Raw genomic sequence first — 23,712 nt, 5'->3', positions numbered from 1 at the left:
CCTTGTTGCTGGTGGTCTTGGTGGTCATAGCGAAGTCCTTTGCGTGGAATGGTGGGTGAGGGTGAGCCAGACGATGTCCGAGGCTGGGGTCGGATCGGCCAGTGCCAGGAGTTTGCGGCGGTCGCGATCGGTGGTGTCCGAGACGACGGAGAGGCTGGCGCTCATCGGCAGGGAGACAGTCTGGTCGATGGCGGCGGTGACCGACGCGGCATGAAGGGCGTCGAGGATGAGGCGCCGCATGTGGCGCGCCAGCACCGTGGTCGAGGTCCTGGGTGCATGGTCGCCGGCAGTTGGTCCGACCGGCAGGGTGATGTGGGTGTGGCGGTGGGGATCGGCGGGCATGGGGCGTTTTCCGTTCTGTGATGCGAATCCCAAAGGCCCAGGCAGAGGGCCCTGGGCGGGGTCGGTTTGAGACGGGGGAGAGGGACAGAATGCGTCCTGATCTCAGTAGTTTAGCTCAGGCTTTTGGGGTCGGACAAGGATGCGGTGTCGTCCCAGATCAGCTTCGACATCACCGTGTTGTGGGGAAGTCGTGGACGGTCTGCGGTCGTACCGGGGCGGTTCGGCAGTGATGCGACGGGGACTAGCGCCGAAGAAGTAACGAGCGCGGTGTGAGGGTCGAGGGATGCCGGCGGCTCGATCCGGTCGAGCGTCTGGATGTCGAGGAAGTGCCGCTGCATGGCCGAACGATCGCTGTTGGGCAGGGCGCGAAAGGTAAGCATGAAAAAGCCTCCGGTCGGGCGGTCCTCGCCGGGATGGCGGGGGATCGTCCCGGGCCGGAGGCTAAGGCCAGACCGCGCGAACGGCCTCTGGCGCTGCGGCAGGTTAGCGGCTAACGCGCGGCGACGCCGCGATCTCGGGTCTTGCCGACGATCCGGGTTAGTGCGTCGCCTGCCCATCGGGTGACGTTGGAGAGGAGCAAGCCTAGGCCGTAAGCACCAAGGAGGATCGTTATCACGGGCACGACGAAACTGCGTGCTGGGGGGAGGGCCGGGACGAAGGCGTCGAGATTAACGACTGTGACGGTGGCGAGAGCATACAGCAGTTTTGGGTCTACGATGACGTCGCCAATCACCAGGGCGAGCGCAGCGCAGGCAAGATGACAGGATAGGCGGATGCCGTTGTCGCGGGGGGAAGACGATGCCGGGCTGGCGGTGTTGGAACTCCACCGCCAGCAACTGATGGCTCGCTCGATCGACAAGCCGACGGCACCGAACACCGCGGCGACGCTTGCGGTGTTGGCGATGGCGATGAGTGCTTCGGCGGTGTTGATTGTGGCGGGAAAGGACATGAATTGGCTCCTGGCCTGCCGGTCCTGGCCCCGCAGAGATGCGGAACTGGGCCGGTAGCCGAGACAGCCTGCCGCCCGTTTGCGCGAACGGCGAGCAGTTACCGGTTGGCGCGGTCCCACCGAAGCTTGGTGGAAATCCGGTAGCCGTCGATGGCGGCTTTGGTGGCGAGTTCACCGCCGGTTCGAATGAGGTAGAGGGAACCGAGGTAAAGGCCGACCGCGGTGGCCGTCATCGTCAGCTGATAAGAGATGAGTTGGAGTGCCGGATCATAGGCGGTGGTGGTGGTTGAGAAATGGCCATAGAGATCACCGTGGGCATAGAGATCAGCGGCCCAGGTCCGGAGCTTTGACACGGCGATGACCATGCCCAGGGGCAGTACCAGCAAGCCGACAATGACTGTGAGGGCCAGCGTCAGCCAATGGTTGGATTGTCTATCGCGGGCATATTCCTGCTTGCGGCGCTCGGCGATGGCCACTCGAAGTAGGCGGACAGTTTGGACGCCGAGGGCCGCGAAAAGCGCCATACTCCCGGCAACCATCGTGAAAGTGTCGAGAACGAGGCCAGGATTGATAGGGGCGGTTGCAGACATGGGGAGGTCCTAGCTCGCCGGACCATCGATCAGCGGGACTGCTGGCCGGGCCGGTGGCCGGGCCAGCCTGCCGTCCGCTTGCGCGAACGGCGAGCCGGGTGAAGGAACTAGTTGATACCGCTGGGGTGGCGGGGCGATCGGAAGAGCCGCCTCAGTAGCCGACTGGTCAGCATGCAGCCACGCCCCTGGTACCAGCTGCCCACAACAACGGTGAAACACAATCCGGCGCCGACGCCAGCGGCGATCGCCGTTTCCACCATGGATTGGACGACGGTTTCACGGGCCATGGGATGCATCCATGTGAGCATCGCGACGCCGCCGGTGAGGAGGTACCGCAAGGCGAGGACCGCTGGGACATTCAGGGCAAAAGCGAGGAGCAGAGCGACGGCGGTCGACGCTAATGGGCGGTGGACTCGTCTCAGCCTCGATTTCCAAAGTTCTCGGAGGTCCAGCACCAGGCGGGCCAGGAAGCCAGCGAATAAGGTGCCAGTGGCGACCATGACGGCCAGATCAGGTGCGGCTTGGAGTGCGTCGACGGACACGGGCATGGGGCTATCCGGGCTCCAGGACCAGCGGTTCGCGGCATTGCGGGACCGGGCCGGGAGCAGGGCCAGCCTGCCGTCCGGTTGCGCGAACGGCGAGGTCGGGGGTCAGGCCGTCAGTGGCAGGTCGGCGACGATCCCGGCCGCCAGGGGCGGCAGCTGCGGGGCGAGGGACGCGACGATGATCCCGGCGAGGACCGCGGCGACGGCGGTGTGGGCGAGGGGGCGGCCCGCGGCGCGAGCCCAGGCGGTGAGGCGGTGGGAGGGGCCCGAGCCGCCGCGAGACGTGGCCGGGGTATCGGCGGTCCAGGCGTCGAGGCTGCTCATCAGGCAGCGCAGGCCGACGCCGGTGGCCAAGGCATAGTGCAGGACCGCCTCGCTGAACGCCGTGGTGGTGGCGAGGGGATCGATGAGGACGATAGGGCTCGGCATGCAGATCTCCGTGCTGGCCGGATCGCCGCCTTGCGGGCGTGCGAATCGGCTCGGGTTCTCGAACCCTGTCACTGGGTGGCGCGAATGGAGCCGGGCGGGTGTCGGGTCAGGCCTTCTCGAGCCAGGCGCGGACCCGGAGGACTGCGTCGTCGGCGACCGGATCGCCATCCTTCACCCGCCACACTTGGCTGTTCGACAGGCCGATCGTGGCGGCGAGGGCCCGGTAGGTCAGGCTGCGGGCCCGCATCTTCGCTTTGACCTGCTCGGCCAGCGCGGCGGCGTCGTAGTCGATCGTCCGGTCGGCGGCGCGCCAAGTGCCGCGGGTGGTGCGGATCTTTGGCGGCAGCCCGATGGCGTGGCGGCCGAGATCCTCAACTTGGTTGGCGACCTCATTGGGTAGCCACAGCTCGACGCGGCGCCAGCCGGGCGGCGTGCGCGCCTCGGTCGTCACCAGGTCGAGGATGACCCGCAGCGCCGGGCGCTTGATCGCATGGCGCGTCATCGCCGTTTCGAGGTCGAGGCCGTCGATCAGGACCTCGCGGGCGATTGTGGTGGTGCGCTTGGTCAGCTTGACGCGGCCGAGCGCGGCCTCGATCGCCTCGGGCGTGAGCTCGGCGGTGGCGGGCGGGGCAACGTCGGCGATCAGCCCGGCGGCATCGCGGAGCGGCGCCTCGGATTGCGGCGGCGGCGGGCGGGAGGGGGATGAGCGGGCAGGCATGGTGGGGGGGAACTCCGGATGGCGAGGTGTGGAGGATCAGGCCTCGCCGATCCAGGCGAAAACCCGCGCGGCTTGGCGGCCGAGCTGCTCGACCTCGGCGGCGATGCCCGCCGGCAGGTAGAGCTCGACCCGCTCCCAGCCCGGCGGGATTCGCGCCGCGGTCTCGACGCTGTCGAGGATGCGCTTGAGGTCGGGCCAGCTGATTTCATGGCGGAGCTTCGCCAGGTCATGGTCGAGCCCCTCGATCAGGACGTCGCGGGCGATGGCGGCGGAGCCGGCGGTGAGCTTGGACGCCTCGATGGCGGCGGCGATTGCCTCGGGTGTCGGCGCGGTCCTGGCGGGCACGTCGATGTTGGCGATCATCCGGCCTGCGATGCGCAGCAGTTCGTCGGGGTTAACCGCTTCGGGATCGCCCAGGTCGGCGGTGGCGGCAGGGTGTTGGGCGGACATTGGCTGGCGTGGTTTCCAAAATGGGGGTGGTTTGCGGGGCGGTACCGGCCATTCGCAGCCTCCCGAAGTCCGGCGAGCTCGCCTCATCGGTGCGGGGATTGGTCGGGTGTCGCCGCTCGACGACTTTCCAGAAAGAAGCCGGTCGGCGACATGCATCCACGATGCGGCGGTGCGCCCTGGCGTGAGCAGAGTCCAAGCTCGGGTCAGACCCGGCGAGCTGGCACCGCGTAGGTCTTTCGCGCCGCGGCGCGGAGTTCGGCCTCGTGCCCTTCATGCAGACGCAGCGCCCAGCGCGCGAACCCCAGCAGGGCGCGCGCGAACAGGTTGCCGGCGGCGGCGTGGCGGCCGAGGACGGTCTCCCACTGCTCGGCCATGTCAGCCGTCTGGCCGGTATGGCGGATGGCGCGGGCGTGGGCCTCGCGGAGCGCGGTGGTCGGGTCGGTCGGGTCGGTCGGGTCTTTCGGGTGGGGCATCGGTGATGTCTCGGGCTGGGGGAAGGGGCTGCGCCAGGCTGGCCGGAGGTCGGGTCACCTGGGCGGATGGACTGGGCTGACGGAAGCAGGCGGCTGGCGCCGCCGGTCGATTGGGCGTGCGAGAGACGGCCAGCGAGTGCTAGGCTGATCGCTCCCATGGCGGTGCACCGGATCCGGCGCACCGGGGGTGACGGGGACTGACTTCGAGATCCGGCTGACGCCGCTCGGCAGACTCCCATTGCATATCAACGCATGTATCTGGCAGCCTCGCGGCATCAGGCGGACGCCAGGCGCCCCGCAGGGTGCCGGCAGCGAGGCTGCACCTCGGCCGCAGCCTCCCGGCAACCCGACAATTCCGAAACAGCAGGGGGTAGCGAAAAGTAAGGACAGCACACCAATGCATCAAGATGCGAAACCATACTTGGCGCGAAATCGTTAAATCCGACCTATCGACATGTGCTAGCGCCTAGCGGAAAAGTATTGTGCAGCGGGGAATTAAGCTGCTGATACGTGCTTTGATTAAGCCTTTGCGAAGCTTAGAGACTCTAAACCCAAAAATAGGACTTATCTCCAATATTTATCTCCGGAGCGATTTCAAATTCCGCAAGTCTTCGTGTTTGCATTCTATTTCATGTTTTGAATGCGACAAAAATGCTGCATCGTTGTCGGAAACGTGATTTTCGAATGCTGTGGTCAGCCTACAGCGCAACCGAAGGTCCAAGCTCGCTGCGGCTTGGGCCGGAATTTAGCGGGTCGCGTGGGTCGGAGATCAGCGCCGCCAGCCGATCGCAGGTACCAAGCTGGCGCTCGGCTGGGTTTTGTCAGATCTCGCGCCAGAAGGTCCGTTTGGCGGGCCGGCGTGGGGCTGGTAGGCTCCTGGGTCAGCGGAATGGGAGCCGAAAATGGACTGCGTGGCCTGCAGCTCCGCTGCTATGACGGAGCGGCCGCAGCGCACCGCCCGGGGCTACCGTCGGTTCCGCTGCCGAGACTGCGGCAAGCAGTACAATGAGCGCAGTGGTGGCGTGCTGAACCACGCCCAGACCCGTCCGACGTGATTGCGCTGGTAGTTCTATGGCGGCTGCGCTACCGCCTGACCCTGCGGGATCTGGCCGAGATGTTTCTCCAGCGCGGCATCATCTTCAGCCACGAAGCCGTCCGTGACTGGGAGGCGAAGCTCGCATCGGTGCTGGCCGACGAGCTCCGTCGACGCCGGCACGGCAAGGGCGGCGCCCGCGGCCGACGCTGGCACGTGGATGAAACCTTTGTACCTGTATCGCGCAGTGGACAGCCGCGGCCAGACGATCGACTTTCTGCTCTCAGCCAAGCGGGATTCCGAGGCTGCAAAGCGCTTCTTCCGCAAGGCTCTTGGGCAGCCGCATACGGTGAACCCGCGCACCATCACGGTGGACAGAAACCCGGCCTATCCCTGCGCTGTCGAGCAGATGAAGGCGGACACCGAGCTGTGGCGACGCTTGCGGCTACGACAATGTAAGTACCTCAATAACATTGTGGAACAAGACCACCGGCGCTTGAAACGCCTGGTCATACCAGGGCTTGGCTTCGGTGGTTTCCACACGGCACGGCGAACACTGGCAGGCTACGAGGCGATGGCGATGATCAGGAAGGGGCAGGTACGAAAGGTTGGTGGTCGAGACATGCGGACCCAAGCCACCTTCGTCGCCAAATTGTTCCAGGTCGCCGCCTGATCCGGGGCCTGTCAGGGCTATTCGCAATCCATCCCAAACTTTGCAACACAACCGCCTGAAGGGCTTCCCCGAGGCGATCGCCGCCGTGTTCCCGCGGACCCAGGTGCAGGCCTGTATTGTCCACCTGCTGCGCACCTCGCTGGACTACGTCTCCTACAAGGACCGCCGCCAAGGCCCAGTTCGCCATCCTCTTCGAGGACCGCTTTGCCATCACCTGATCATCGCGGCCCTACACAGAATTCCTGACAGTCCCTCTGCTCAAGGGCATCGAGGACGAAGTCCGCATGTGCCGTCCTCGACACCCGCCAGCCAACGATGCAGCGGGCGAACACGTCGATGACGAAAGCCACATACACGAAGCCCTGCCAGGTCGCCACGTAGGTGAAATCCGACACCCACAGGGCGTTCGAGTGCGGCGCCCGGAACTGGCGCTTCACCTTGTCCGCTGGGCAAGGCGAGGCCTTGTCGGCGATCGTGGTGCTGGTCTCTTTGCGGCGGACAACGCCACGGAGCCCCATCCGCCGCATCAGGCGTTCCACCGTGCAGCGGGCTACCACGGTGCCATCCCGGCCCAGCTGCCGCCAGACCTTGCGGGCGCCGTAGACTCCGAAGTTGGCCGCATGCACCCGCCGGATCTGCGCCATGAGCACCAGGTCCTACCGAGCGCGAGGCGAGGCCCGCGTCGGATCAGCACGCTGCGCGACATAGGCATGGTAGGTCGACGGAGCGATCCGCAGCACCCTGCAGATCGGCTCGACACCGTAGACCTCGCGGTGAGCGTCGATGAAGGCGATCATGGCTTCGACCGGCGGTCGAGCTCCGCCATCGCAAAATACGCCGAAACCTTGCGTAAGATCTCATTGGCCTGCCGTAGCTCGCGGACCTCGCGCTCCAGCCCCTTGATGCGCTCTCGCTCCTCCGTCGATGCGCCAGACCTCTGGCCCGCATCGCGCTCGGCCTGCCGCACCCACTTCCGCAGCGTCTCCGCCGTGCAGCCGATCTTGGCCGCGATCGACCCAATCGCGGCCCACTGAGAGGCGTGGTCGCCTCCATGGTCCAGCACCATCCGCACCGCACGCTGCCGGACTTCAGGCGAATATCGGTTCGACGTCTCTTGGTCATTGCCCCATCCTCTCAACGGTTGGGGCCTCCGGCAAACCCGGGGCGGTTCATCTCGTGGGTGACCGCGATGCCCCGCTCGGCCAGGAGCAGTTCAACGTCCCGGAAACTCAGGCCGAAGACGTGGTACAGCCAGATCGCGTGGCTGATGATCTCAATCGGGAAGCGGTATCCGGGATAGGTGGCGAACTCGGACGTCATACCGCCAGCATGCCCCAGCCACTTCATTCCGGCCACAGACCACAAAGTTGGCAAGGCCCCCAGCCCGCCAAGCCATGCCCGACCTAGCACTACCTGGGCACTGTTTTGGCTGACTTGCGTTGTCTGAGCTGGGCTGAGACGGCTTGGTTTAGGGAGGCGTGCGATGGGCCTCACGATGTCGGATCTGGACAGCTGGCTGGAGCCGTTCCTGGCCGCGCTCGGGCATAAGAAGCGGCGGCTTTGGGCGCCGCTCTACCTGCGCGGGCTGCTGGGTCCGAGCGAACGCAAGAGCCTGCAGCCGATGGCGGCGCGCCTGGGGCTGAGCGGGCATGACCAGCTGCAGCACTTCATCGCCAGCCCGGCTTGGGACGACGCCCCGCTCTGGCGGGTGCTGGCGGGGCAAGCGGATCGGCTGGTGGGTGGGGCGAAGTCGGCGCTGGTGATCGACGACACGGCGCTGCCGAAGAAGGGCACGCTCTCGGTCGGGGTGGAGCGGCAATACTGCGGCCAGCTGGGCAAGCGGGCGAACTGCCAGGCGCTGGTCTCGCTGACGCTGGCCGGTAGGGAAGTGCCGGTGCCCGTGGGGCTGCGGCTGTTCTTGCCGGAGAAGTGGGTCGGCGACCGAGAGCGCTGCACAGCGGCTGGCGTGCCGGAGGCGGAGGTGGTGGCCCGCAGCAAGGGCGAGATCGCACTGGCCGAGTTGGACCGGCTACTTGTCGCCCGGGTGCGGTTCGGCATGGTGCTGGCGGATGCGGGCTATGGCGCGAGCGCGGCGTTCCGGGCCGGCTTGAGCGAGCGGGGCCTGACCTGGGCGGTGGGCATCCTGCCCAACCAGAAGGTCTACGGTGCCGACGTCCGGCTGGTCCCGCCCGGCGGACGCAAACGGCGCTTGGTGCCGGACTAGGAGCCCCGGGACACGGAGGCGGTGCTGGCTGGGCTGCCCCGGCGCCGGGTGACCTGGCGGCACGGCACCAAGGGCCCACTCGCTGCCCAGTTCGCGGCTGCGCGCGTGCGGGTCGGCGATGGCGCGGTCTGGGCCAACAACCGGCACTTGCCGGGCGACGAGGTCTGGCTGGTGGGCGAGTGGCGCTCGAGCGGCGAGCGCAAGTACTACCTCTCCAACCTGCCACCCCGAACCTCGCTCCGCGCCCTGGCCGCAGCCATCAAGGCGCGTTGGGTTTGCGAGCAGGCTCACCAGCAGCTGAAGCAAGAGCTGGGCTTGGGCCACTTCGAAGGGCGGTCCTGGACTGGGCTGCACCGACACGCGCTGATGACCTGCATCGCCTTTGCTTGGCTGCAGCACCTCCGCCTCGCCGGGCAGCGCTCGGCGGGGCCGGGGAAAAATGCCAGGTCAGGTTCCGGGACCGCCACCATCGCCGAGCCTGCCAGCAGTGCGTCGCGCCATCATGACGCGGCTGTTCGCCGACCTCGTCACCCCTATCCGATGTCCGCACCGCCGGCGCAAGCTTAGGCCCCCACCTGACTTCAGACTGCCCAGGTAGTGCTAGAGGCTGTTATGGACCTCAACCCAACCCACTGATTTCGTTCAGCTTTTGCTCAAGAGATTGGGTCAGAAAAGCCTTGAGTCTCAATAACTTATCCGCGGTTCATAACAGCCTCTAGCTGTGCCGCCGCGGCGGTCTTTGGCCAAGGTGAGGTCGGACTACTTACAGGATGGCCGCGTCCCGCCATCTATGAGCTGATTTGGATGGAGATCGCTCATGGTCCGCTTGCTCTCGCCACCCGGCATCGTCACCGGGCTTGTGGTGATGCTATCCGTGGCCGGCGGCGTCGCCTTCGGCGCGGGCTTGGCCAGCGCGGCGCTTGTGGTCGGCGCCTTAAGGGGAAAGGCTCGCTCATGATCGCGCTGCTCTACCTGCCGGTCCTTGCCGCCCTGCATTTCAGTGCAGGCACCGCCTTGGGCGGCATGGCCGTGCTGTCGGCCAAGACGATCCGGGATCTGACGCGACAGCCGAAGGCCTGACCGCCGCAGGCGGCCGGATGCCGCGCACGATAAGCCCTGCGGGCATTGTCAGGTTGTTGAGCCGACGCTCGCGCCGAGCACGGCCATGGCTATCGTCTCTTTCACGCTGCGGTCTGGACGCGCGTTTCCTCCCGCCACACCTGGAAGGCTTGAGCACAAGCACGACGATATTGATCAGCGGTCATCAGATGCCGCCGTGGACGGAAGTGGCCGTAGATCATCGAGTGGCACGACAGGAAGCGCTGCGTCTGCTCGGACGACTTGAACCGCTGCATCTGCCGCTCTCGGCGCCGCGTTGGCCGGTGCGAGTTCTCAGCGCGATTGTTCAGGTACCGACTGGTTCGATGCTTCACCTCGGGCAGCACCTCACGGTGCGCCACCCCATAGCTGCGCAGGCCGTCGGTGACGAGGCGCCGCGGGATGTACTTCAGGCCGACAAGCAGGCGCTTGAAAAAGCGCTTCGCCGCCGTGGCATTCCGGCGGTCATGCACCAGAATGTCGAGCACGACGCCGTGCTGGTCCATCGCGCGCCAGAGATAGTGCAGCTCGCCGCCGATTTTCAGGAACACCTCATCAAAATGCCAGGTGTCGCCCGGTTTCGGTCTGCGCTGACGGAGCTTGCGGGCAAAGTCGGCGCCGAACTTGCGGCACCACTGCCTGATGCTCTCGTGGGTGACGCCGATGCCGCGCTCGGCCAGGATCAGCTCCACCTCGCGCAGGCTCAAGCCGAAGACATGGTAGAGCCAGACGGCGTAGCTGATGATCGCGGCCGGGAAGCGGTAACCAGGGTAGGTCGCAGGCTCGGACGTCATCCCGCCATCCTGGCCCGTTCCCCTCGGCGGTGCCAGGAGCCATCAAGTTGCCAATGCCAGTGGCTCAGATCTTTCGGGGGTGGAGGTGGCTGTGGCATTCCCACGGCATCTTCCCGTTCGTGTTCGTCCCCGCGTTCTTACTGATGATTTTCGTCATCCAAGCCGAGCCCTCCCCCACCGCCAGCGAGAAAATCAAAGCTTGCGACCGGGCCGTTGATGCGCTGCTCAACAGCCGTGACCTGGTCGAGGTGCAGCGGGCGGGCATCTTGATCGACAACCTGGGTTGCTCGGTGGCAAAGCGGTTGGCACGCCCTTAAGAAGCTGTACGCGATTAAACTCCTTGCTGCGCCTGGGTTTGGGCGACGAGACGGCATGCGATGATGGAGATCATCGCATTCCAGATGTGCCCGGCAAAGAGATCCGCGGCGCGGTCGTACACGATATTGAGCCGCCGGTAGCGGCTGAGCCAGGCGAACAACCGCTCCACAACCCATCTGATCCCGTTCGGCAGGAAGCGCCCGTCGCGCGTGCCGCCGGGCGAGACCGAGACATGGATGTCATGCTCGAGCGCTGCCGCGGCGAAGGGCGCGCCTTTGAAGCCACTATCGCCGAGTAGGTCACCTTCGAAGCCGAGCGCGGCCAGCCGCGGCAGCATCGGCAGAACGCCCGCGCGGTCGTCTGTGTTGGCCGGCTGCAGTTCGAGATCGAGCAGCGATCCATGCTTGTCGCAGACCGCGAACAGCTTCACGCCTTTGACCAGCTTGCTACCATCGATGCCGCGTACCCAGGCGGTTGGGGCTGACCGCAGGGAGCGGCTGTCGGCCACCACTGCCGAGGGCAGCACCTCGTCGCCGCAGGCCAGTCGCCAATCGAGCGCGAGACGTTGGCCCAGCCGTCGCCACAGGCCCAGGCGGGTCCAGCGCGCGAAGCTGCTGTGCAGGGTGGTGAAGGGAACACCAGAGAGCCAGCCGGCGATGCGCCACTGCAGGCCGCCGAAGGTCAGGGTCCAGATCAGCCCGATCAGGCGCCGCCGCAGCGTCAGGTCCGGCTTACGGCCGCGGCGATGCACGCCGACCCGCTCGCGGTCCATGGCCTCCAGTTCCGCCTCGACCGCGAAGACGAAGACTTCGATGTCGGTCAGGGCGTTCCAGCCGTCGCCACGGCTGGGTCGGGGAACACGGCGAGCCGAAGGCGGAGGCAGGTCGACATTGCTGCGTAGGCTGGTGCGAGACATCGGCCCAACATGGTGAGGCGATGCCGACGCACTGCCCTACGTATCGAAGCCGCCGAAGCGCCCGGCTTATTTCGCGTTCAGACTCTTAACCGGGCTCTTGAAGCCTCCCATACCGGAATGTCGATAGCCGCTTCCGGTGGCCTTGCGGCGGACCGGGCGGCTCAACGATTTCAGCAGGATGGCCGGGCGTCGCACGCAGATGAGAGGCGATCGGCATGGTATTCGCTGACCAAGAGCTCCATGGCCTCAGCCCGAGGTCACGGGACTCTTGGCATTTAAGGCTCTGACGCGCTTATCGATCCACGCAGGTCCGTCATTCGTGAAAATCCGGCCGATGGCCTTGACGATCGCGGTGATAGCTTACCAGTGCGACGTCATTGAGCTTCGCTTAGCGCGGCGCCGCTGCGCCCGGTACGCCTGCAGGTGCCTGCATGGCCGTGTAGCCAGGCGGCACGGTCAGCTTGGCCGCCTCCACCGGGCCATAGGTGATCTGCGTGGCTTCCATCCTCACAACAGCGCCGTTTGGTGCCGTGGAAACTGTGCGCAGCAGCACACCATCGTCGGTGATGCACGAAGTGCCTCGCGCTTCGCCGGCCGCCATGTCCCACTCGGTGCAGGTCGTGCCAGCAACCGTGGCGGTGCCCTTGCGGGTGAAGGTGGCGCCGGCCGGAACATCTTGCGTCATCGCCGCAACGGTGCTGGGCGGCATGGCCATGGTGGCACGCTGAGCATCCATGACCATGACGGCGGAGTTGGCCTGCCGGTCAATCAGCATCCAGCCCACGCCACCAGGTGGGTCGATACGTTGTTTGCCGGTGCTGGGCGAAAATGCCATGCGCATGTCCTGGGGCGGCACACCCGCCAGGCCGGTCATTTGGTAGGTGACGGTAACGTCGCGGGTAGGTCGCATGTTGGCAGGTTGTGCAACGGCCGGCAGCGAGACGACTGCCAGGATAGCCGTCGTGGCTAGGATGCGAAGCATGCGATTCCTCGAGTAGACACAGCGGTAACTGTGGACCGGTGCTTTGGTTGGGAAAAGCAAGCTGGTGAGCACGATCAAGCGATGAGGGAAATGATTACGACTGGACGTTACCAGCTGGGCATGTGCAGCCGACGCCGCCGACATCACCGGTCTTGAACTACCCTACTGTACGGGTCATGCCGCTTTCCGCGGGGCATAGGCGATGGAACCCGCTATGCGATCAATCCTCGGCGTCCTCGTCGTGCTCCTCGCCGCTTCGGCCGAAGCAGGCCAGATCCCTGTCAAGGGTCGGCCAGGCCTGGCGCTGAAGCAGCGCGGTGACCGTGCGGTGGCGCGTCTGCCCGAAGGCCGCACCGTACCGCTCACGCGCGATGGTCCCTGCACCGGGTGTGCCCTGCAACAGGCCGAGTTGGTCGGTGAGCGGTTCGGCGTGGCCCTCATCTTTCTGGCGACCTATGCCTCGCGGCCCAGGATGCCGACTGGAATGTGCGGCGCTGGGGAGGAGAGAATCCTTCGCATCAACCGCCTGCGCCCCCGTCCGCGCGAAGCGGTGGCGCTGCGCATCGATTCCTGCTGGCTGACCATCGAGTCGGACAAGGGTTCGTCCTGGGACGCGCGCGAGGGCATGCTGCAGGTCAGCCGCTGGACCCCGGCGAGCGGGGCGGAGGCGGAGCGCTTCGCTTGGCGCATCGCGCCGGACGGACGTGTGGACGCTGTGCCAACACGAAATCCCGCCACCACCGACTGACCGGTGGCTTCGTTCTCCGCCGATGCGACGAGCTCGCTTGGCCTACTTGTCGGAGAGGTGCACGCTAGCAACGGGTTGGCCGTGGCGCCGACACTTCGGAGCAGCTGCGGGGAGGGGCGGGAGGCGGTACCAGCGGTCAGCACCATCTGAAGTCTCGCGCAAACGTCACGGACGGGCCGCTTGCCCCGATGGATGTGGGACGCTCCATTCCAGAAGCAGATCGGGAGAATATGATGGTCACGCGGCGCAGCATCTTCGGCCTTGCCGCCACTCTTTCCTTCACCGGGATCCTCGCGTCCGCACGCCTCCGCGCGCAGGGCACGATCGGCCTGGCGGAGCGTCGGGCAATCGCTGCCTACCGCGCGGAGAAGTACCCGGCCATCGAGACGGGCATCCAGCAGGCCGCCGGCTTCCCCGTGCCGGTGGAGGTGGAGTGGGATCAGCTGACCCTGCCCGGGGATGCGGCTTACTACGCGCGCGATGACTACTTCGGGAAGACGATCTTCGAGCCGCTGACCGCGTCCCTGAAAAGCATCACCGCGGATGCCATGGGCCGGGACGCGCTGCGCGCGAAGCTGCAGCGCATCCACATTCGCTTCGACGAGAAGACGGCGCCGGCCTCGAACTATCCCAACGGCCTGTCCTTCCAGGGCGGCACACTGGACATCAACTGGCGCCCCTACTCCAACACCGCCGATGTGCAGGACCGTACGCAGGCGTTGACCCAGCTCCTGGAACGCAATCTGTGAAGCTTGCTCTCCCACACGTAGCTCTCCTTATCGCGGTGGTTGCCACATTCACCTTGCCGGCCGCCGCGCAGGGGCAGGCGTCGGCCTCGGCCAGTATGGCAGCCTTACCCTCGCGGTCCGGGGCGATGCGGTGAGTGGTGTCTTCTCGGAGGGGCGCATGGGGAACGGCACAGACGCCGCGCCGCAGTTCACTTGCTGGTTCCTCCTGCGCGGCAAACTGCGGAGCGGGCGCGGCGTCGTTGAAACCCGGTATCCCGACGAGGAGCCGATCGCCGGCAACATCTCCTTCGAGGATGCCCAGGTGTCCCTGACGCTGCGCGAGGACCATGGCGGCTGCCTGATGACGACGGGCAGCATGGTGCGCGAGCCCTACCGCGCCCTGCTCGACCGCCCGGGCGAGGGCTGGCTCGACGTCGCCTTGGTCCAGATGGACCGGGCCGCACTCCGTCCCTCTGCTGGTGCACCAGCGCCGCGCACGCCCTACCTGGTCGAGGGTGACCTGGTGTGGCGGTGCTGGAGCGGCACGGAGCCTGGGTGCGGGTGCTGTACGGCACCGGGACCTGCTCCGTGAGCGGGTGGCGGCCCACAGCCGATCTGGTCAGCCACTTCAAAAGCAAGGGTGGGTCTCAGCGTATCTCGAATGCGCGCCGCCTTGCTCAGGCCACACGTGTTGCGGAAATCTACCGTGACCTGACTGCCAACGGCGCTGAACATGTCGCGGTCATCGACGACCTGAATGATACGCCCGACAGCGCACCGCTGGCCCCGCTCCTCGGAGCGACCGACCTACGCGACGCCTTCTTGCATCCTGCCTTCGACGACGGCGGCTTTCCCGGCACCTTCGGGTCCTGCGGCAAGAGGAACAAGATCGACTACCTTCTTCTCTCCCCAGCCCTTTTTGACAAGGTCACTGGGGGCGGCGTTGAACGTCGGACAATGTGGTCTGGTGTGCGTCCGAAGCGTTGGGATGTCTTCCCAGAGCATGAGGATGAGCGCGATGTCGGCTCTGATCATGCGGCGATCTGGGTTGACCTCGATCTCGCTTGACGACCCCGCTGCGCCTAACGCGGAGCCACTAAGCTCCGTCTCGTACGGATGGGCATTTTGCCCATCCGTACACCATCGGTCAGCCTTTGGTGTCGTCCACAATCATCAAGCGGCTACCGTCCGCCGACACTTCGACATCCACATCCATGCCGCCGTGCTGACCTTCGAATTCATAGACCATGAAGGTTGCGCCGTTGCCGCCTGGCACTGGACGCTCGCTCCGCTCGATCTTGGTCGGCCTGAAGTTTGCCATCCACTGCTGCACGGCTTGCATCACCGGCGGCGGCACGTCGTTCTGCTGGATTTCCTCCTCGATCTCCTCGATCTCGCCGGACATTAGGACATCCACTTCGCGCACGCGACCGTCCCGGCTTCGCCCCTTGAGCTCGAAAATCATTCGCCCGGCCTCGATCTCAACGCCGGCTTCGGTAATCTGATCAAAGCCGCCGGCAGCCCGCGCCGCCGCAGCGATGTGTGGCGGGACCTGATTCATTTCGAGCTTCGCGCTCTGCGCCTGCGCGGCGGTGTCGCCAACGGCAGCTGCAAAAATCGCTGCAATAGCCGCGGCTTTCAAAACATAGGCCATGGTGCGCTCCTCATTCCGGCTGGCGTCGAGCAGACGCTGCCAAGCGCACCATGCGTGCTGCTTAGGACCGCGACTTTGTAGTTATGTCACCGTCCGATGACGTTGCGGTCCAACCGGGAGGCGGTGCCTCGCCATGGTCACATGATGCCAGGATAGGCCATGCCGTAATAGTCATAGACGCTGCGGCCATAACCCGGCTCGGTCCACGGGGTCTCGTCGCGGCCATAGTTCGGTGCCGCTTCCAACTGCTCGCGCGAGATATTCGCCACATAGCCGCTCAAGTCTGTGTCGTAGGTCAAGGTCTTCCATGGCAAGGGATGGTAGCGTTCACCGATCCCAAGGATACCGCCAAAGCTCATGACGACGTAAGAAACCTGGCCGGAAAGCTTATCGATCATTAGCGTATAGATCGAACCAAGGCTATCACCGGAACGACTATAGACAGGCGTGCCTTCGACCTTGTCGGAAGAAATCAGTCGATCTGTTTCGTTTATGGCAACACCTTCGCCGCCTGTGGTGCCGCCTTCATTGCTTTCTGACATTACCGTCTCCGTTGGCTGCTTACTGCATTCTACCAAGCATCGCTGAGTTGCCAATGCAGGGCGACCGCGACCTGATAACGTGGCGTGTCACGAGTGGTGACCTTGGTGCATTGGTCGCCTGATTGGGCATCGTCAGGTAGGCTGCCGTGAGGGTTAACACCTGCTCAACGATCCACAGGCTCGAACTGTGGCCGCTCGGCTTGAACGTGAGAAAACACGCAGCCGATCGTGCTGCAACGGGGTTGCCATCAGGCGCCAGCGCCACTTGAGCGGTCGTCCCTTCGTTGACAAAGGCGGAAGCAACGACACCAGACCGAGAGTTTGGCGTTGCTCAGATCAATAGTCTGCGGCGGCCAAATGAATCCAGTATAGCTGTCTTGGTTTGAAAACTGAGGTATGGCAACGCCCCACGTTGGAATCCACCCTTCTATACAATCAGTAAAGCGGTGCTAAGTTAAATGCCTGCGGGCGGTTGCTTCCATAACCGACCCGACTATTTTCCTCCTATTTTCTGGACCGACTGAAGAAGTTGAGCCAAGGCCGATGAGTTTATAGCGCGCGTCCGTTTCGGCGTAGTGCGTTTGCCGTTCGCCTCAGCCCAGAGATCGCCCAGTGTACGATCCTCGTCTGGTGTGCCAAGCGCTACGGAAGAGCCACCCGAGTAGTGGGTCATCTCGCCAAAGCGTGGCTCACCATCGATAAGGTAGAAATCAACCCGTACGGCATCGAAGCCGGCACCAAGCCGGGCGGCGAGGTCGTAGAGTGCTGCGGCCGCCGGTGGCGGACCTGGGTAATCCGGCCAGTCGGCGTGGCGATGACGACCAAAGGCAAGCGGCTTCAATGTGATGGGATTATAGAACAATTCACGCCGCTGTTCGGTGAAGCGCCCGAGATGAACCTGCAGCAGATATGGCCGGCCGCCAAAGACGTAAACCTTGTAGTCCTCGGGCGCACCGCCGGCTGAACCAGGCAAGAATTCCTCGATCAGCAGGCGTGGTTGGATTGAGCGATAGCCCCACTCCCCGGTCTGCTCGCCGTAGTTCTCGGCGAGCCAAGCTTCGGCCTGAGCCAGAATGGTACCGCGGCAGGCCAAGGCCTTGTCGGGAACGAGTATGTTGTAACCCGAGCCATGATTGGCTTTGAGAACAAACCGCTGCGGCAGGGCTGCCCAAGGGATCTCCCCGGCGCTGTCCCAAACGCCGACGATCGGCGTGATGTATTGCCCGCCGATCCGCTCAGCAGCCCAGGGCCTGACCGCGACCTTATCTAGGGTCAGAGGGATCAGCGGGTTCCGATCATGTAGAATCTTCCAGGCAATCCGCTCATTGAAGCTGCGAGGGTGGTGAAGATTGGGCTGATAGCCCAGCGCCTCCCGCATCATCCGGCGGCGCCGGCGGACGAGGCGCAGGTGGTTCAACCATACGATCTTGTCAGCCGCCAAGTGAAAGGCTCGACGCAGCAGCGCAGGATTGAACTGCCGAAGCGAGCGAGGAGCGCGACCACCGGTCTGTATCACTTGGTTTTCCTTTGCTGGACCTCAGCGGGCCGTCATCGGTGTCCGCGTATCAAAGGCGCCGCGCAGCCGCTCTGCGACAAGGCCCTGCGCCGCTGTGGCGTTGGCCACAACCGGCGCCATACCAAAGAACTCGTGCGTCACACTCGGGTAGGTGCGCTGCTCCACGGGTACACCCGCCTCGCGCAGCCGTACGGCCAACGCCTCACCCTCCGAGCGCAGTGGATCGATTTCAGCGTTCACGATTGTGGTCGGGGGTAATCCGCGCAAATCCGATCGGCCAACGACGTCCAACCGCGGATCCTGCAAATCGGCCGAGGAGCGCGTCGCTTTGTCGACAAACCATAGCAGCCCCGCACGCGACAGCGGCACGGCCGCGGAGTTCTCGCGGTAGGACGGCGTGTTCGTGTCGGTGCCGGCTACGGGGTAGATCAGCGCCATGTGCACCGGCTGTGGCAGCCCAGTGTCACGTGCCGCGATAGCTGTACCGATGGCGAGATTGCCGCCGGCACTCTCTCCCGCAAGGGCGATGCGGCGCGCATTGACACCGAGCCGGCCAGCAATTTGTACCGCCCAGCGGTATGCGGCGAGTGCGTCCTCATGTGCAGCGGGAAACTTGTGCTCCGGCGCTTGCCGGTAGTGTGCCGAAAGGACAATGGCTCCTGTTGCGGACGCAATCGCGCGAGCCGAGGCATCGTAGGTGTCGAGGTCAGCGATGACCCAGCCGCCGCCGTGCCAGTACACTACCAAGGGCTGGGCGCCGGACCTGCTCTGTGCCGGCGTGTAGAGTCGGGCTGGAATGGGGCCGGCGGGGCCGGGTATGGTGATGTCTCGCGTCCGAACTGCAGGGCCGGGTGACGCCGTGCCACGCTCCTCTTGGAGCACGCGTCGGTAGGCGTCGGCGAAGCTTGGCTGACGGCGCGCCTGCTCGACAGACAGGGACTCGATGGGCTTTGCCCCGAGGGCTGACAGCGTGCTGATCACCTGCGACATGTCTGGGTCGGTGCGAGCAGCAGTAGCAATGCCACCAGTCGATGGACCGACCCCGCCGGTCGGGTGCCCCTTCACCGTGCCGGCACCAGCCAAGTTTTGCGCCTGCTGACACCCGGCGAGGACGAGGGCGCCCACTAAAGCGACGGCAACCCGCGCTCGACGATGGCGATGGAACAAGGGCATTTCCTCCGAGACCAGCCTGTTCGTGGCACTATGGCGTCGTTACGCACCAGCAGCTGTCGCGGTTGCGCTATCTGGCCAGCCTTGGACGATAAGGCACGCTTTATGGACGTTTGGGCTTGGGGCGGCGGTTCATCTGCTGCTGGATTTTCTTGGCACCCGCAGGCCCGCCACCCTGTCGCAAACCCGTCAGGTTTCTTGTTTGCCGCTCCGGAACACCCTTGGGCCGGTGCCGTAAGCCTCAAGGAAGGCTCGGGAAAAGTAGCTCCGGCTGGCGTATCCAACGCTGCTGGCGATGACTTTGACTGGCAGGTCTGTCGTCCTAAGCAGGCGCGCTGCAACAGAAAGGCGGGCCTTTTGGACGAAGTCGATCGGGCCCTGCCCGAACGCCCGCGAAAAATGTTCGGCAAAAGAGGCGCGGCCCATGCCAACCAGCGAGGCCAAGCTCTCGACGCTATGCAGGGCCGCCGGGTTCTCGAGGATAGCTACCACCGCATGCGCCATCCTGGGATCGTTCAAAGCCCCGGACAGCACGGAGCTGGCGCTACCAACCTGTAGGTGTTGGCGCAGCAGCAAGACGAGGCACTGCTGCATCAACGCTTCCGTCATCGCCTGTGTCCCAAGGCCTGGGTTGGTCACTTCGGCAAGCATGAGGTCGAATGCCTGACGGTAGGCGCCGCTCGCACAAGCCTCCTCGACGAGGGGATCACGCAGCAGATCAAGCAGCCCAAGGGCTGTGCCGTGGACCGCGGGGATGGCGCCGCAGACTAGCAGGGTGTCGCTGGCGCCGTTGCCGGCCGTGAAGGTGACGAGGCCGTCGCCCAGGAGCGAACAATGGTCCTCGCCGCGGACCTCCCTGACGAGCGATCCGGGTTCACCCAACGCATGTGGCCGCCGAGGCGGCACGACCAGGATGCTCCCGGGACCGAAAGCACGCCACGGCCCATTGCCCACACTCAAGCCGCCGAATCCTTTGAGAACGCAATGAATGATGGTCGCGTCAAGGGGAGCAAAGGCGAGGCGCCACCCTCCCTGGATCTCGCAAACGGAAAAGGCGCGGGGCCGTCCGGCAAGGGTCGTCAGCAGCCGGTCGAGAACGCTGGTCATGCCGCTTCGCGTCTCCAAACCTTCATGCCAAAGTCTGTCGGTCGGAGACTTTTTCTCGTCGACAGTAGATGTGCTTTTGTTGTGGCCTCGCCAAACTTTTGCGCCGGCACAAACCGGGGCGCGGCGAGACAGCAACGAGCGTTCTATGCGGAGCCGAGTTGAGAGTCCATCCGGGATCATGTGGTTTTCTGACATAGCCTTCGCAGCATGCGGCGGACGGATGCCCAGCGCAGGAAGGCGAGCGCTCGGCGGTTCAGGCACTCCCAATCCTTGTCCAATCGTCGGCAGCGATTGAGCCAGGCGATAGTGCGCTCAACAATCCAGCGCTTCGGCAGCACGACGAACTTGCGCAGCCCGCATCGCTTGACGATCTCAACGTCGATCTGGCGACAGGCCGTGCGCAATCCGGCCTGGAAGTTGGCACCTTGATATCCGCCGTCGGCGTAGAGCTTCAGCAGGAAGGGGTAGAGGCCGAACAGCAAACCCATCAGCAGCACACCACCATCGCGGTCCTGGATGTCGGCGGCGTGGATGATGGCCTGCATCAGCAGCCCTTGGGTGTCGACCAAGACGTGCCGTTTCTTGCCTTTGATCTTCTTGCCCGCGTCGTAGCCCGAGGGATCGATGCAGCGCTCCCTTTTCCGCGCTCTTAACGCTCTGGCTGTCGATGATCGCGGTTGTCGGGCTGGCGTCGCGCCTGGCCTGCTCCCGGCACAGCACGTAGAGCGTATGGTGAATGCGATCGAGCGTCCGGTCCTCGTCCCAGCGCCGCAGGTAGTCGTTCACGGTGCTCCGCGGCGGCAGGTCCCTCGGCAGCGCGGCCCACTGGCAGCCGGTGCTCAGGATGTACATCACACCGTTCAGCACCGCTCGTATATCCACCGTCCGTTTGTTGCCGCCGCCCTTTGCATCCGGGGTTGAGCGCCAAAGGCGATCAACCGGACCGATGATCGACTATTCTTCGTCGGTCAGGTCGCTCGGGTAGCGCAGCTTGCTGTGGTCGTATTTTGGCCGGTTCTCGGGCGTCCACATGGACGCCCTTCTTCCCGCACCAGCCGCCGGCAGCCAATCACAACCGATTCAAATCACTCGATCTGTTCCCGCATAGACACTGAGACTTTGCAAGCTGTCAGGTCACAGCGGCGTGTGGCGATGACAGGCCCAAGATTTTGTAGTGCTCTGGCATTCTCAAACGGGCTGTTAGCACTGAACAGCTCAGGCTGCAGGGCAAAGCCATTAGCGGCTGGCAACCTCGAATACGGTGGCATCCAGCTTGTAGCCGCCATACTCGGTCAGCAGCAGCCGCGGTTCCCCAGGATCGGCCTCGAGCTTTTGGCGGAGGCGGTAAACGTGGGTCTCCAGCGTGTGGGTCGTCATGGCGCTATTGTAGCCCCAAACCTCGCTCATCAGAGACTGCCGTGCTACCGCCTTGCCACCAGCGCGGTAGAGGAACTTCAGGATCGCGCATTCCTTGTCCGTCAGCCGGATCTTGCGGTTGCGGACCGCCTCCTGCAGCAGCCGCAGGCTGGGACGGAAGACATAGGGGCCGATCAGGAAGGTGGCATCCTCGGAGTTGTCGAACATCCGCAGCTGGGCCCGCACCCGTGCCAGCAGCTCCGGCAGCCGGTAGGGCTTGGCCAGGTAGTCGTTGGCGCCAGAGTCGAGGCCGCGGATCACGTCCTGCTCGGCATCGGCACCGGTGACCATGATGACCGGCATCCGACGCCCGTCGCGGCGCAGCTTGGCGCAGAACTCCCGGCCATCGGCATCCGGCAGCCCGACATCCAGCAGGATGGCATCGTAGCGGGCGCCTGCGCTGGCCAGCTTGGCCTCAGCCTCGGCTGCGCTCTCCGCCTCATCGGCACTGAACTCGCCACCGGACAGGATCTGCTCGGCCAGGGTGGCACGCAGCGCGGCATCGTCCTCGATGATGAGGATATGGCGGGGGACAGGCATGGAGATTTCCCGGAGTTTAAAAAAACGGCCTCAGATCGACTTCGAAATAGCGTCTACAGGTTGAGACTACAGCACACAAGTCACTCGAGTGCGAGGTTTATCTCAAAAATATTACAGACAGTTCAGCTCTTACTCAAACCGATCTTGGTCCCTCCTCCCCGTCACGCGTGGCCCCTTGCCGTCTTCATTTCTTTTAAGACCCCGTTTGAGAATGCCCAATCGGCGGTGGTTTGGGCTCTAGATGTTTGATCCCGGGGTTTGATGGTGCAGTCTTCCAACAGGCGTGGAAGGACGCGCTATGGGCCAGGTTCACCACGGGAGCACCACAACGACAGCGGCGGTCCGTCGAGCGATACGGCATAGTCAAGAGAGCCTGAGGGGGCTCGCCAGGCGCTACGGGATCAACCCTAAGACTGTGGCGAAGTGGCGGAGGCGGTCCACCGTCTCCGACCTGCGCACCGGCTCTCAGGAGCCCAGGTCAACGGTCCTGTCGGCCGAGGATGAGGCCGTCGTCGTTGCCTTTCGCCGTCACACGCTGTTGCCGCTCGACGACTGCCTCTATGCCCTCCAGCCTACCCTGCCGCACCTCACCCGCTCCAGCCTGCACCGCTGCCTCCAGCGCCACGGCATCAGCCGGCTGCCGGACACCGAGGGCGACAAGCCAAGCCGCTCCAAGTCACCGTGTTGCATGGCTCGCGGGTGTAGGCGCATGGCGTCTTACTCTGATCTGGGCTCATGTGAGGCGGACGTACTCCGGGCGTCCGAGCTCGAGCATGCAGTTCAGAGCGTCGGCGGCGACGGCAATCTCGGCTTTCTGGCGCCCGTCGGTCTGCGAGCGTAAGCCGTTGCCGATGACGCGCTTCCATCGCGAGATGTCAGCCTCCACAAGGGCGCGCCAGTTATATCCTGACGCCCGCTGCGAGCCCATGCGGCCGCGCTCGGCAATGGTCTGCAGATGTCGGTCCCGCTGCGTCGGCTCGATCCTGGCTGTATCGCTCTGAACCGCACTCGATCGGGGTGGAACGATGACACCGGCCGCCGGATGCCGCGCGGCAACAGCGGCGTAGACGTCGTCCCGGTCGTAGGCTCGATCGCCGGTGAAGGACGCCACTGGTCCGCCAAGCTGGCCGAGCAAAGGCCCGACCCGCGAGCCGTCATCGGTACCCTTGTCGGTCAGCACCAACGCGACGATCCGCCCGGTGTTGGCGTCGGTGGCGAGATGGAGCTTGCACCACCCGCGCCGCGTCCTCGTGCCATGCTTTTCCACGAGCCACTCGCCGGGGCCGCAGAGCTTCAATCCCGTGCTGTCCACCAGCAGGTGCACGGGCTCGCGCCCAGGGCGAGGACGCGGCACCTCCAGCGTCTCGGCCCGGCGGCTTATGGTGCTGTGGTCGGGCACGGCGAGGTCGAACCCAAGCAGGGCGATGATGGAGGCGATGAGGCCTTCCGTCTGGCGCAGCGCCAGGCGGAACACCGCCCGCAGGGTCAGCGCCGTGGTGATCGCCAGTGCCGAGTAGCGGGGCTGACCACCACGGCCAGTGCGAGGCTCAGCACGCTACGCCGCGATTGCCGCCGCCGTGAACCACACGGTGAGGCTGCCGCGGGCGCGCAGACTAGCCTCGTAGGACGGCCAGTTCGTCACCCGGTGCCGCTGCTTCGGGATGCGGTGCCGGCGGTCGGCATTAGCCTTGTACGGCACGGTGGGCGCCTCATGAGCCATCAAGGTTAGCCCTCACCCCAGCCTACCCGAGGATGCC

At 64.9% G+C, this 23,712-nt stretch carries 24 protein-coding genes, 8 pseudogenes and 1 other annotated feature; of the genes and pseudogenes, 10 read left to right on the top strand and 22 right to left on the bottom strand.

Annotation, left to right across the window (positions count from 1 at the left end; all coding sequences use genetic code 11):
- Positions 1 to 24: 24 nt before the first annotated feature.
- From LH62_RS25885 to LH62_RS25845, 9 genes are all read right to left on the bottom strand, one after another.
- Positions 25 to 342 (bottom strand): hypothetical protein, encoded by a 318-nt coding sequence (locus tag LH62_RS25885; RefSeq protein WP_043366686.1) that lies wholly within the window; start codon positions 340 to 342, stop codon positions 25 to 27.
- 110 nt (positions 343 to 452) lie between these two features.
- A complete protein-coding gene (locus LH62_RS25880) occupies positions 453 to 722 on the bottom strand; it encodes a hypothetical protein (RefSeq protein WP_043366684.1) in 270 nt (89 codons plus the stop codon).
- 110 nt (positions 723 to 832) lie between these two features.
- A complete protein-coding gene (locus LH62_RS30630; RefSeq protein WP_144404701.1) occupies positions 833 to 1,291 on the bottom strand; it encodes a hypothetical protein in 459 nt (152 codons plus the stop codon).
- A gap of 98 nt (positions 1,292 to 1,389) precedes the next feature.
- Positions 1,390 to 1,881, bottom strand: coding sequence for a hypothetical protein (locus tag LH62_RS25870; RefSeq protein ID WP_144404700.1), 492 nt, complete (start codon positions 1,879 to 1,881; stop codon positions 1,390 to 1,392).
- Between the two features lie 107 nt (positions 1,882 to 1,988).
- Positions 1,989 to 2,429, bottom strand: coding sequence for a hypothetical protein (locus tag LH62_RS25865; RefSeq protein ID WP_043366678.1), 441 nt, complete (start codon positions 2,427 to 2,429; stop codon positions 1,989 to 1,991).
- Positions 2,430 to 2,531: 102 nt separating this feature from the next.
- Complete coding sequence (locus tag LH62_RS25860) at positions 2,532 to 2,855, bottom strand: hypothetical protein (RefSeq protein ID WP_043366676.1); 324 nt, start codon at positions 2,853 to 2,855, stop codon at positions 2,532 to 2,534.
- A 106-nt stretch (positions 2,856 to 2,961) separates the two neighbouring features.
- On the bottom strand, positions 2,962 to 3,573 hold the full coding sequence (locus tag LH62_RS25855) for a TrfB-related DNA-binding protein (RefSeq protein ID WP_043366675.1): 612 nt from the start codon (positions 3,571 to 3,573) through the stop codon (positions 2,962 to 2,964).
- A 36-nt stretch (positions 3,574 to 3,609) separates the two neighbouring features.
- Complete coding sequence (locus tag LH62_RS25850; protein ID WP_043366673.1) at positions 3,610 to 4,023, bottom strand: hypothetical protein; 414 nt, start codon at positions 4,021 to 4,023, stop codon at positions 3,610 to 3,612.
- Positions 4,024 to 4,226: 203 nt separating this feature from the next.
- A complete protein-coding gene (locus LH62_RS25845) occupies positions 4,227 to 4,496 on the bottom strand; it encodes a hypothetical protein (RefSeq protein ID WP_043366672.1) in 270 nt (89 codons plus the stop codon).
- A gap of 1,051 nt (positions 4,497 to 5,547) precedes the next feature.
- On the opposite strand from LH62_RS25845, the pseudogene LH62_RS25840 reads away from it, so the two are divergent.
- Positions 5,548 to 6,202, top strand: a pseudogene (locus LH62_RS25840) (IS6 family transposase).
- Positions 6,203 to 6,257: 55 nt separating this feature from the next.
- Positions 6,258 to 6,371 (top strand): annotated as a pseudogene (locus LH62_RS30625) (transposase); the annotation flags it as partial.
- A gap of 85 nt (positions 6,372 to 6,456) precedes the next feature.
- Here LH62_RS30625 and LH62_RS25835 read toward each other — a convergent pair.
- Together LH62_RS25835 and LH62_RS25825 are read right to left on the bottom strand one after the other, a co-directional pair.
- Positions 6,457 to 7,268: pseudogene (locus LH62_RS25835) on the bottom strand (IS3 family transposase); the annotation flags it as partial.
- Positions 6,925 to 7,041 (bottom strand) — a sequence feature (AL1L pseudoknot). (Overlaps the previous pseudogene by 117 nt.)
- Before the next feature lie 98 nt (positions 7,269 to 7,366).
- A pseudogene (locus LH62_RS25825) lies at positions 7,367 to 7,522 on the bottom strand (IS6 family transposase); the annotation flags it as partial.
- 163 nt (positions 7,523 to 7,685) lie between these two features.
- Here LH62_RS25825 and LH62_RS25820 point away from each other — a divergent pair.
- Positions 7,686 to 8,993: pseudogene (locus LH62_RS25820) on the top strand (IS701 family transposase).
- 387 nt (positions 8,994 to 9,380) lie between these two features.
- Positions 9,381 to 9,506 (top strand): hypothetical protein, encoded by a 126-nt coding sequence (locus LH62_RS32475; RefSeq protein WP_255360032.1) that lies wholly within the window; start codon positions 9,381 to 9,383, stop codon positions 9,504 to 9,506.
- A gap of 101 nt (positions 9,507 to 9,607) precedes the next feature.
- Here LH62_RS32475 and LH62_RS25815 read toward each other — a convergent pair whose 3' ends face one another.
- Positions 9,608 to 10,318 carry an IS6 family transposase gene (locus tag LH62_RS25815; RefSeq protein WP_043366669.1) on the bottom strand — a complete coding sequence of 237 codons (711 nt, stop codon included), beginning with the start codon at positions 10,316 to 10,318 and terminating at the stop codon, positions 9,608 to 9,610.
- Positions 10,319 to 10,365: 47 nt separating this feature from the next.
- Between LH62_RS25815 and LH62_RS25810 the strand changes: the two genes are divergently transcribed.
- On the top strand, positions 10,366 to 10,635 hold the full coding sequence (locus tag LH62_RS25810; protein ID WP_160299894.1) for a hypothetical protein: 270 nt from the start codon (positions 10,366 to 10,368) through the stop codon (positions 10,633 to 10,635).
- A gap of 14 nt (positions 10,636 to 10,649) precedes the next feature.
- Here LH62_RS25810 and LH62_RS25805 read toward each other — a convergent pair whose 3' ends face one another.
- Positions 10,650 to 11,552 carry an IS5 family transposase gene (locus LH62_RS25805; protein WP_201445659.1) on the bottom strand — a complete coding sequence of 301 codons (903 nt, stop codon included), beginning with the start codon at positions 11,550 to 11,552 and terminating at the stop codon, positions 10,650 to 10,652.
- Between the two features lie 388 nt (positions 11,553 to 11,940).
- Positions 11,941 to 12,534, bottom strand: a complete 594-nt coding sequence (locus LH62_RS25800; protein WP_144404698.1) for a hypothetical protein — start codon at positions 12,532 to 12,534, stop codon at positions 11,941 to 11,943.
- A gap of 214 nt (positions 12,535 to 12,748) precedes the next feature.
- Here LH62_RS25800 and LH62_RS25795 point away from each other — a divergent pair, with 214 nt between their 5' ends.
- From LH62_RS25795 to LH62_RS25780, 4 genes are all read left to right on the top strand, one after another.
- Positions 12,749 to 13,282 (top strand): hypothetical protein, encoded by a 534-nt coding sequence (locus LH62_RS25795; RefSeq protein WP_043366664.1) that lies wholly within the window; start codon positions 12,749 to 12,751, stop codon positions 13,280 to 13,282.
- Between the two features lie 230 nt (positions 13,283 to 13,512).
- On the top strand, positions 13,513 to 14,031 hold the full coding sequence (locus LH62_RS25790; RefSeq protein ID WP_201445658.1) for a hypothetical protein: 519 nt from the start codon (positions 13,513 to 13,515) through the stop codon (positions 14,029 to 14,031).
- Positions 14,032 to 14,188: 157 nt separating this feature from the next.
- Positions 14,189 to 14,602, top strand: coding sequence for a hypothetical protein (locus tag LH62_RS25785; RefSeq protein WP_052215073.1), 414 nt, complete (start codon positions 14,189 to 14,191; stop codon positions 14,600 to 14,602).
- Complete coding sequence (locus LH62_RS25780; protein WP_201445657.1) at positions 14,599 to 15,078, top strand: hypothetical protein; 480 nt, start codon at positions 14,599 to 14,601, stop codon at positions 15,076 to 15,078. Before LH62_RS25785 ends, LH62_RS25780 begins: the two co-directional genes overlap by 4 nt.
- A 79-nt stretch (positions 15,079 to 15,157) precedes the next feature.
- Here LH62_RS25780 and LH62_RS25775 read toward each other — a convergent pair whose 3' ends face one another.
- The 7 genes and pseudogenes from LH62_RS25775 to LH62_RS25750 all read right to left on the bottom strand — a co-directional run bounded on the left by LH62_RS25775 (position 15,158) and on the right by LH62_RS25750 (position 21,955).
- Positions 15,158 to 15,664, bottom strand: coding sequence for a hypothetical protein (locus LH62_RS25775; RefSeq protein WP_043366662.1), 507 nt, complete (start codon positions 15,662 to 15,664; stop codon positions 15,158 to 15,160).
- Between the two features lie 137 nt (positions 15,665 to 15,801).
- The gene (locus LH62_RS25770; RefSeq protein WP_082012921.1) at positions 15,802 to 16,206 is read right to left on the bottom strand and encodes a PRC-barrel domain-containing protein; all 405 of its coding nucleotides are present in this window, start codon (positions 16,204 to 16,206) and stop codon (positions 15,802 to 15,804) included.
- Positions 16,207 to 16,699: 493 nt separating this feature from the next.
- Complete coding sequence (locus tag LH62_RS29605; protein WP_144404696.1) at positions 16,700 to 17,722, bottom strand: ATP-grasp fold amidoligase family protein; 1,023 nt, start codon at positions 17,720 to 17,722, stop codon at positions 16,700 to 16,702.
- Positions 17,723 to 17,743: 21 nt separating this feature from the next.
- Complete coding sequence (locus tag LH62_RS25765; RefSeq protein WP_201445656.1) at positions 17,744 to 18,889, bottom strand: alpha/beta hydrolase; 1,146 nt, start codon at positions 18,887 to 18,889, stop codon at positions 17,744 to 17,746.
- A gap of 192 nt (positions 18,890 to 19,081) precedes the next feature.
- The gene (locus LH62_RS25760; protein WP_052215071.1) at positions 19,082 to 19,999 is read right to left on the bottom strand and encodes an AraC family transcriptional regulator; all 918 of its coding nucleotides are present in this window, start codon (positions 19,997 to 19,999) and stop codon (positions 19,082 to 19,084) included.
- Positions 20,000 to 20,175: 176 nt separating this feature from the next.
- A pseudogene (locus tag LH62_RS25755) lies at positions 20,176 to 21,031 on the bottom strand (IS5 family transposase).
- A gap of 204 nt (positions 21,032 to 21,235) precedes the next feature.
- A complete protein-coding gene (locus LH62_RS25750) occupies positions 21,236 to 21,955 on the bottom strand; it encodes a response regulator transcription factor (RefSeq protein ID WP_043366661.1) in 720 nt (239 codons plus the stop codon).
- A 298-nt stretch (positions 21,956 to 22,253) separates the two neighbouring features.
- Here LH62_RS25750 and LH62_RS29600 point away from each other — a divergent pair.
- Positions 22,254 to 22,631: pseudogene (locus LH62_RS29600) on the top strand (hypothetical protein); the annotation flags it as partial.
- Positions 22,632 to 22,688: 57 nt separating this feature from the next.
- Here the strand turns inward: LH62_RS29600 and LH62_RS25745 are convergent.
- Positions 22,689 to 23,654: pseudogene (locus LH62_RS25745) on the bottom strand (IS5 family transposase).
- Positions 23,655 to 23,712 lie beyond the last annotated feature (58 nt).

Origin of the sequence: Belnapia sp. F-4-1, assembly GCF_000802185.1 — a bacterium.
Lineage (GTDB): Bacteria > Pseudomonadota > Alphaproteobacteria > Acetobacterales > Acetobacteraceae > Belnapia.
Note: the sequence above shows the minus strand (reverse complement) of the source record. Positions and strands in the feature narration are given on the sequence as shown.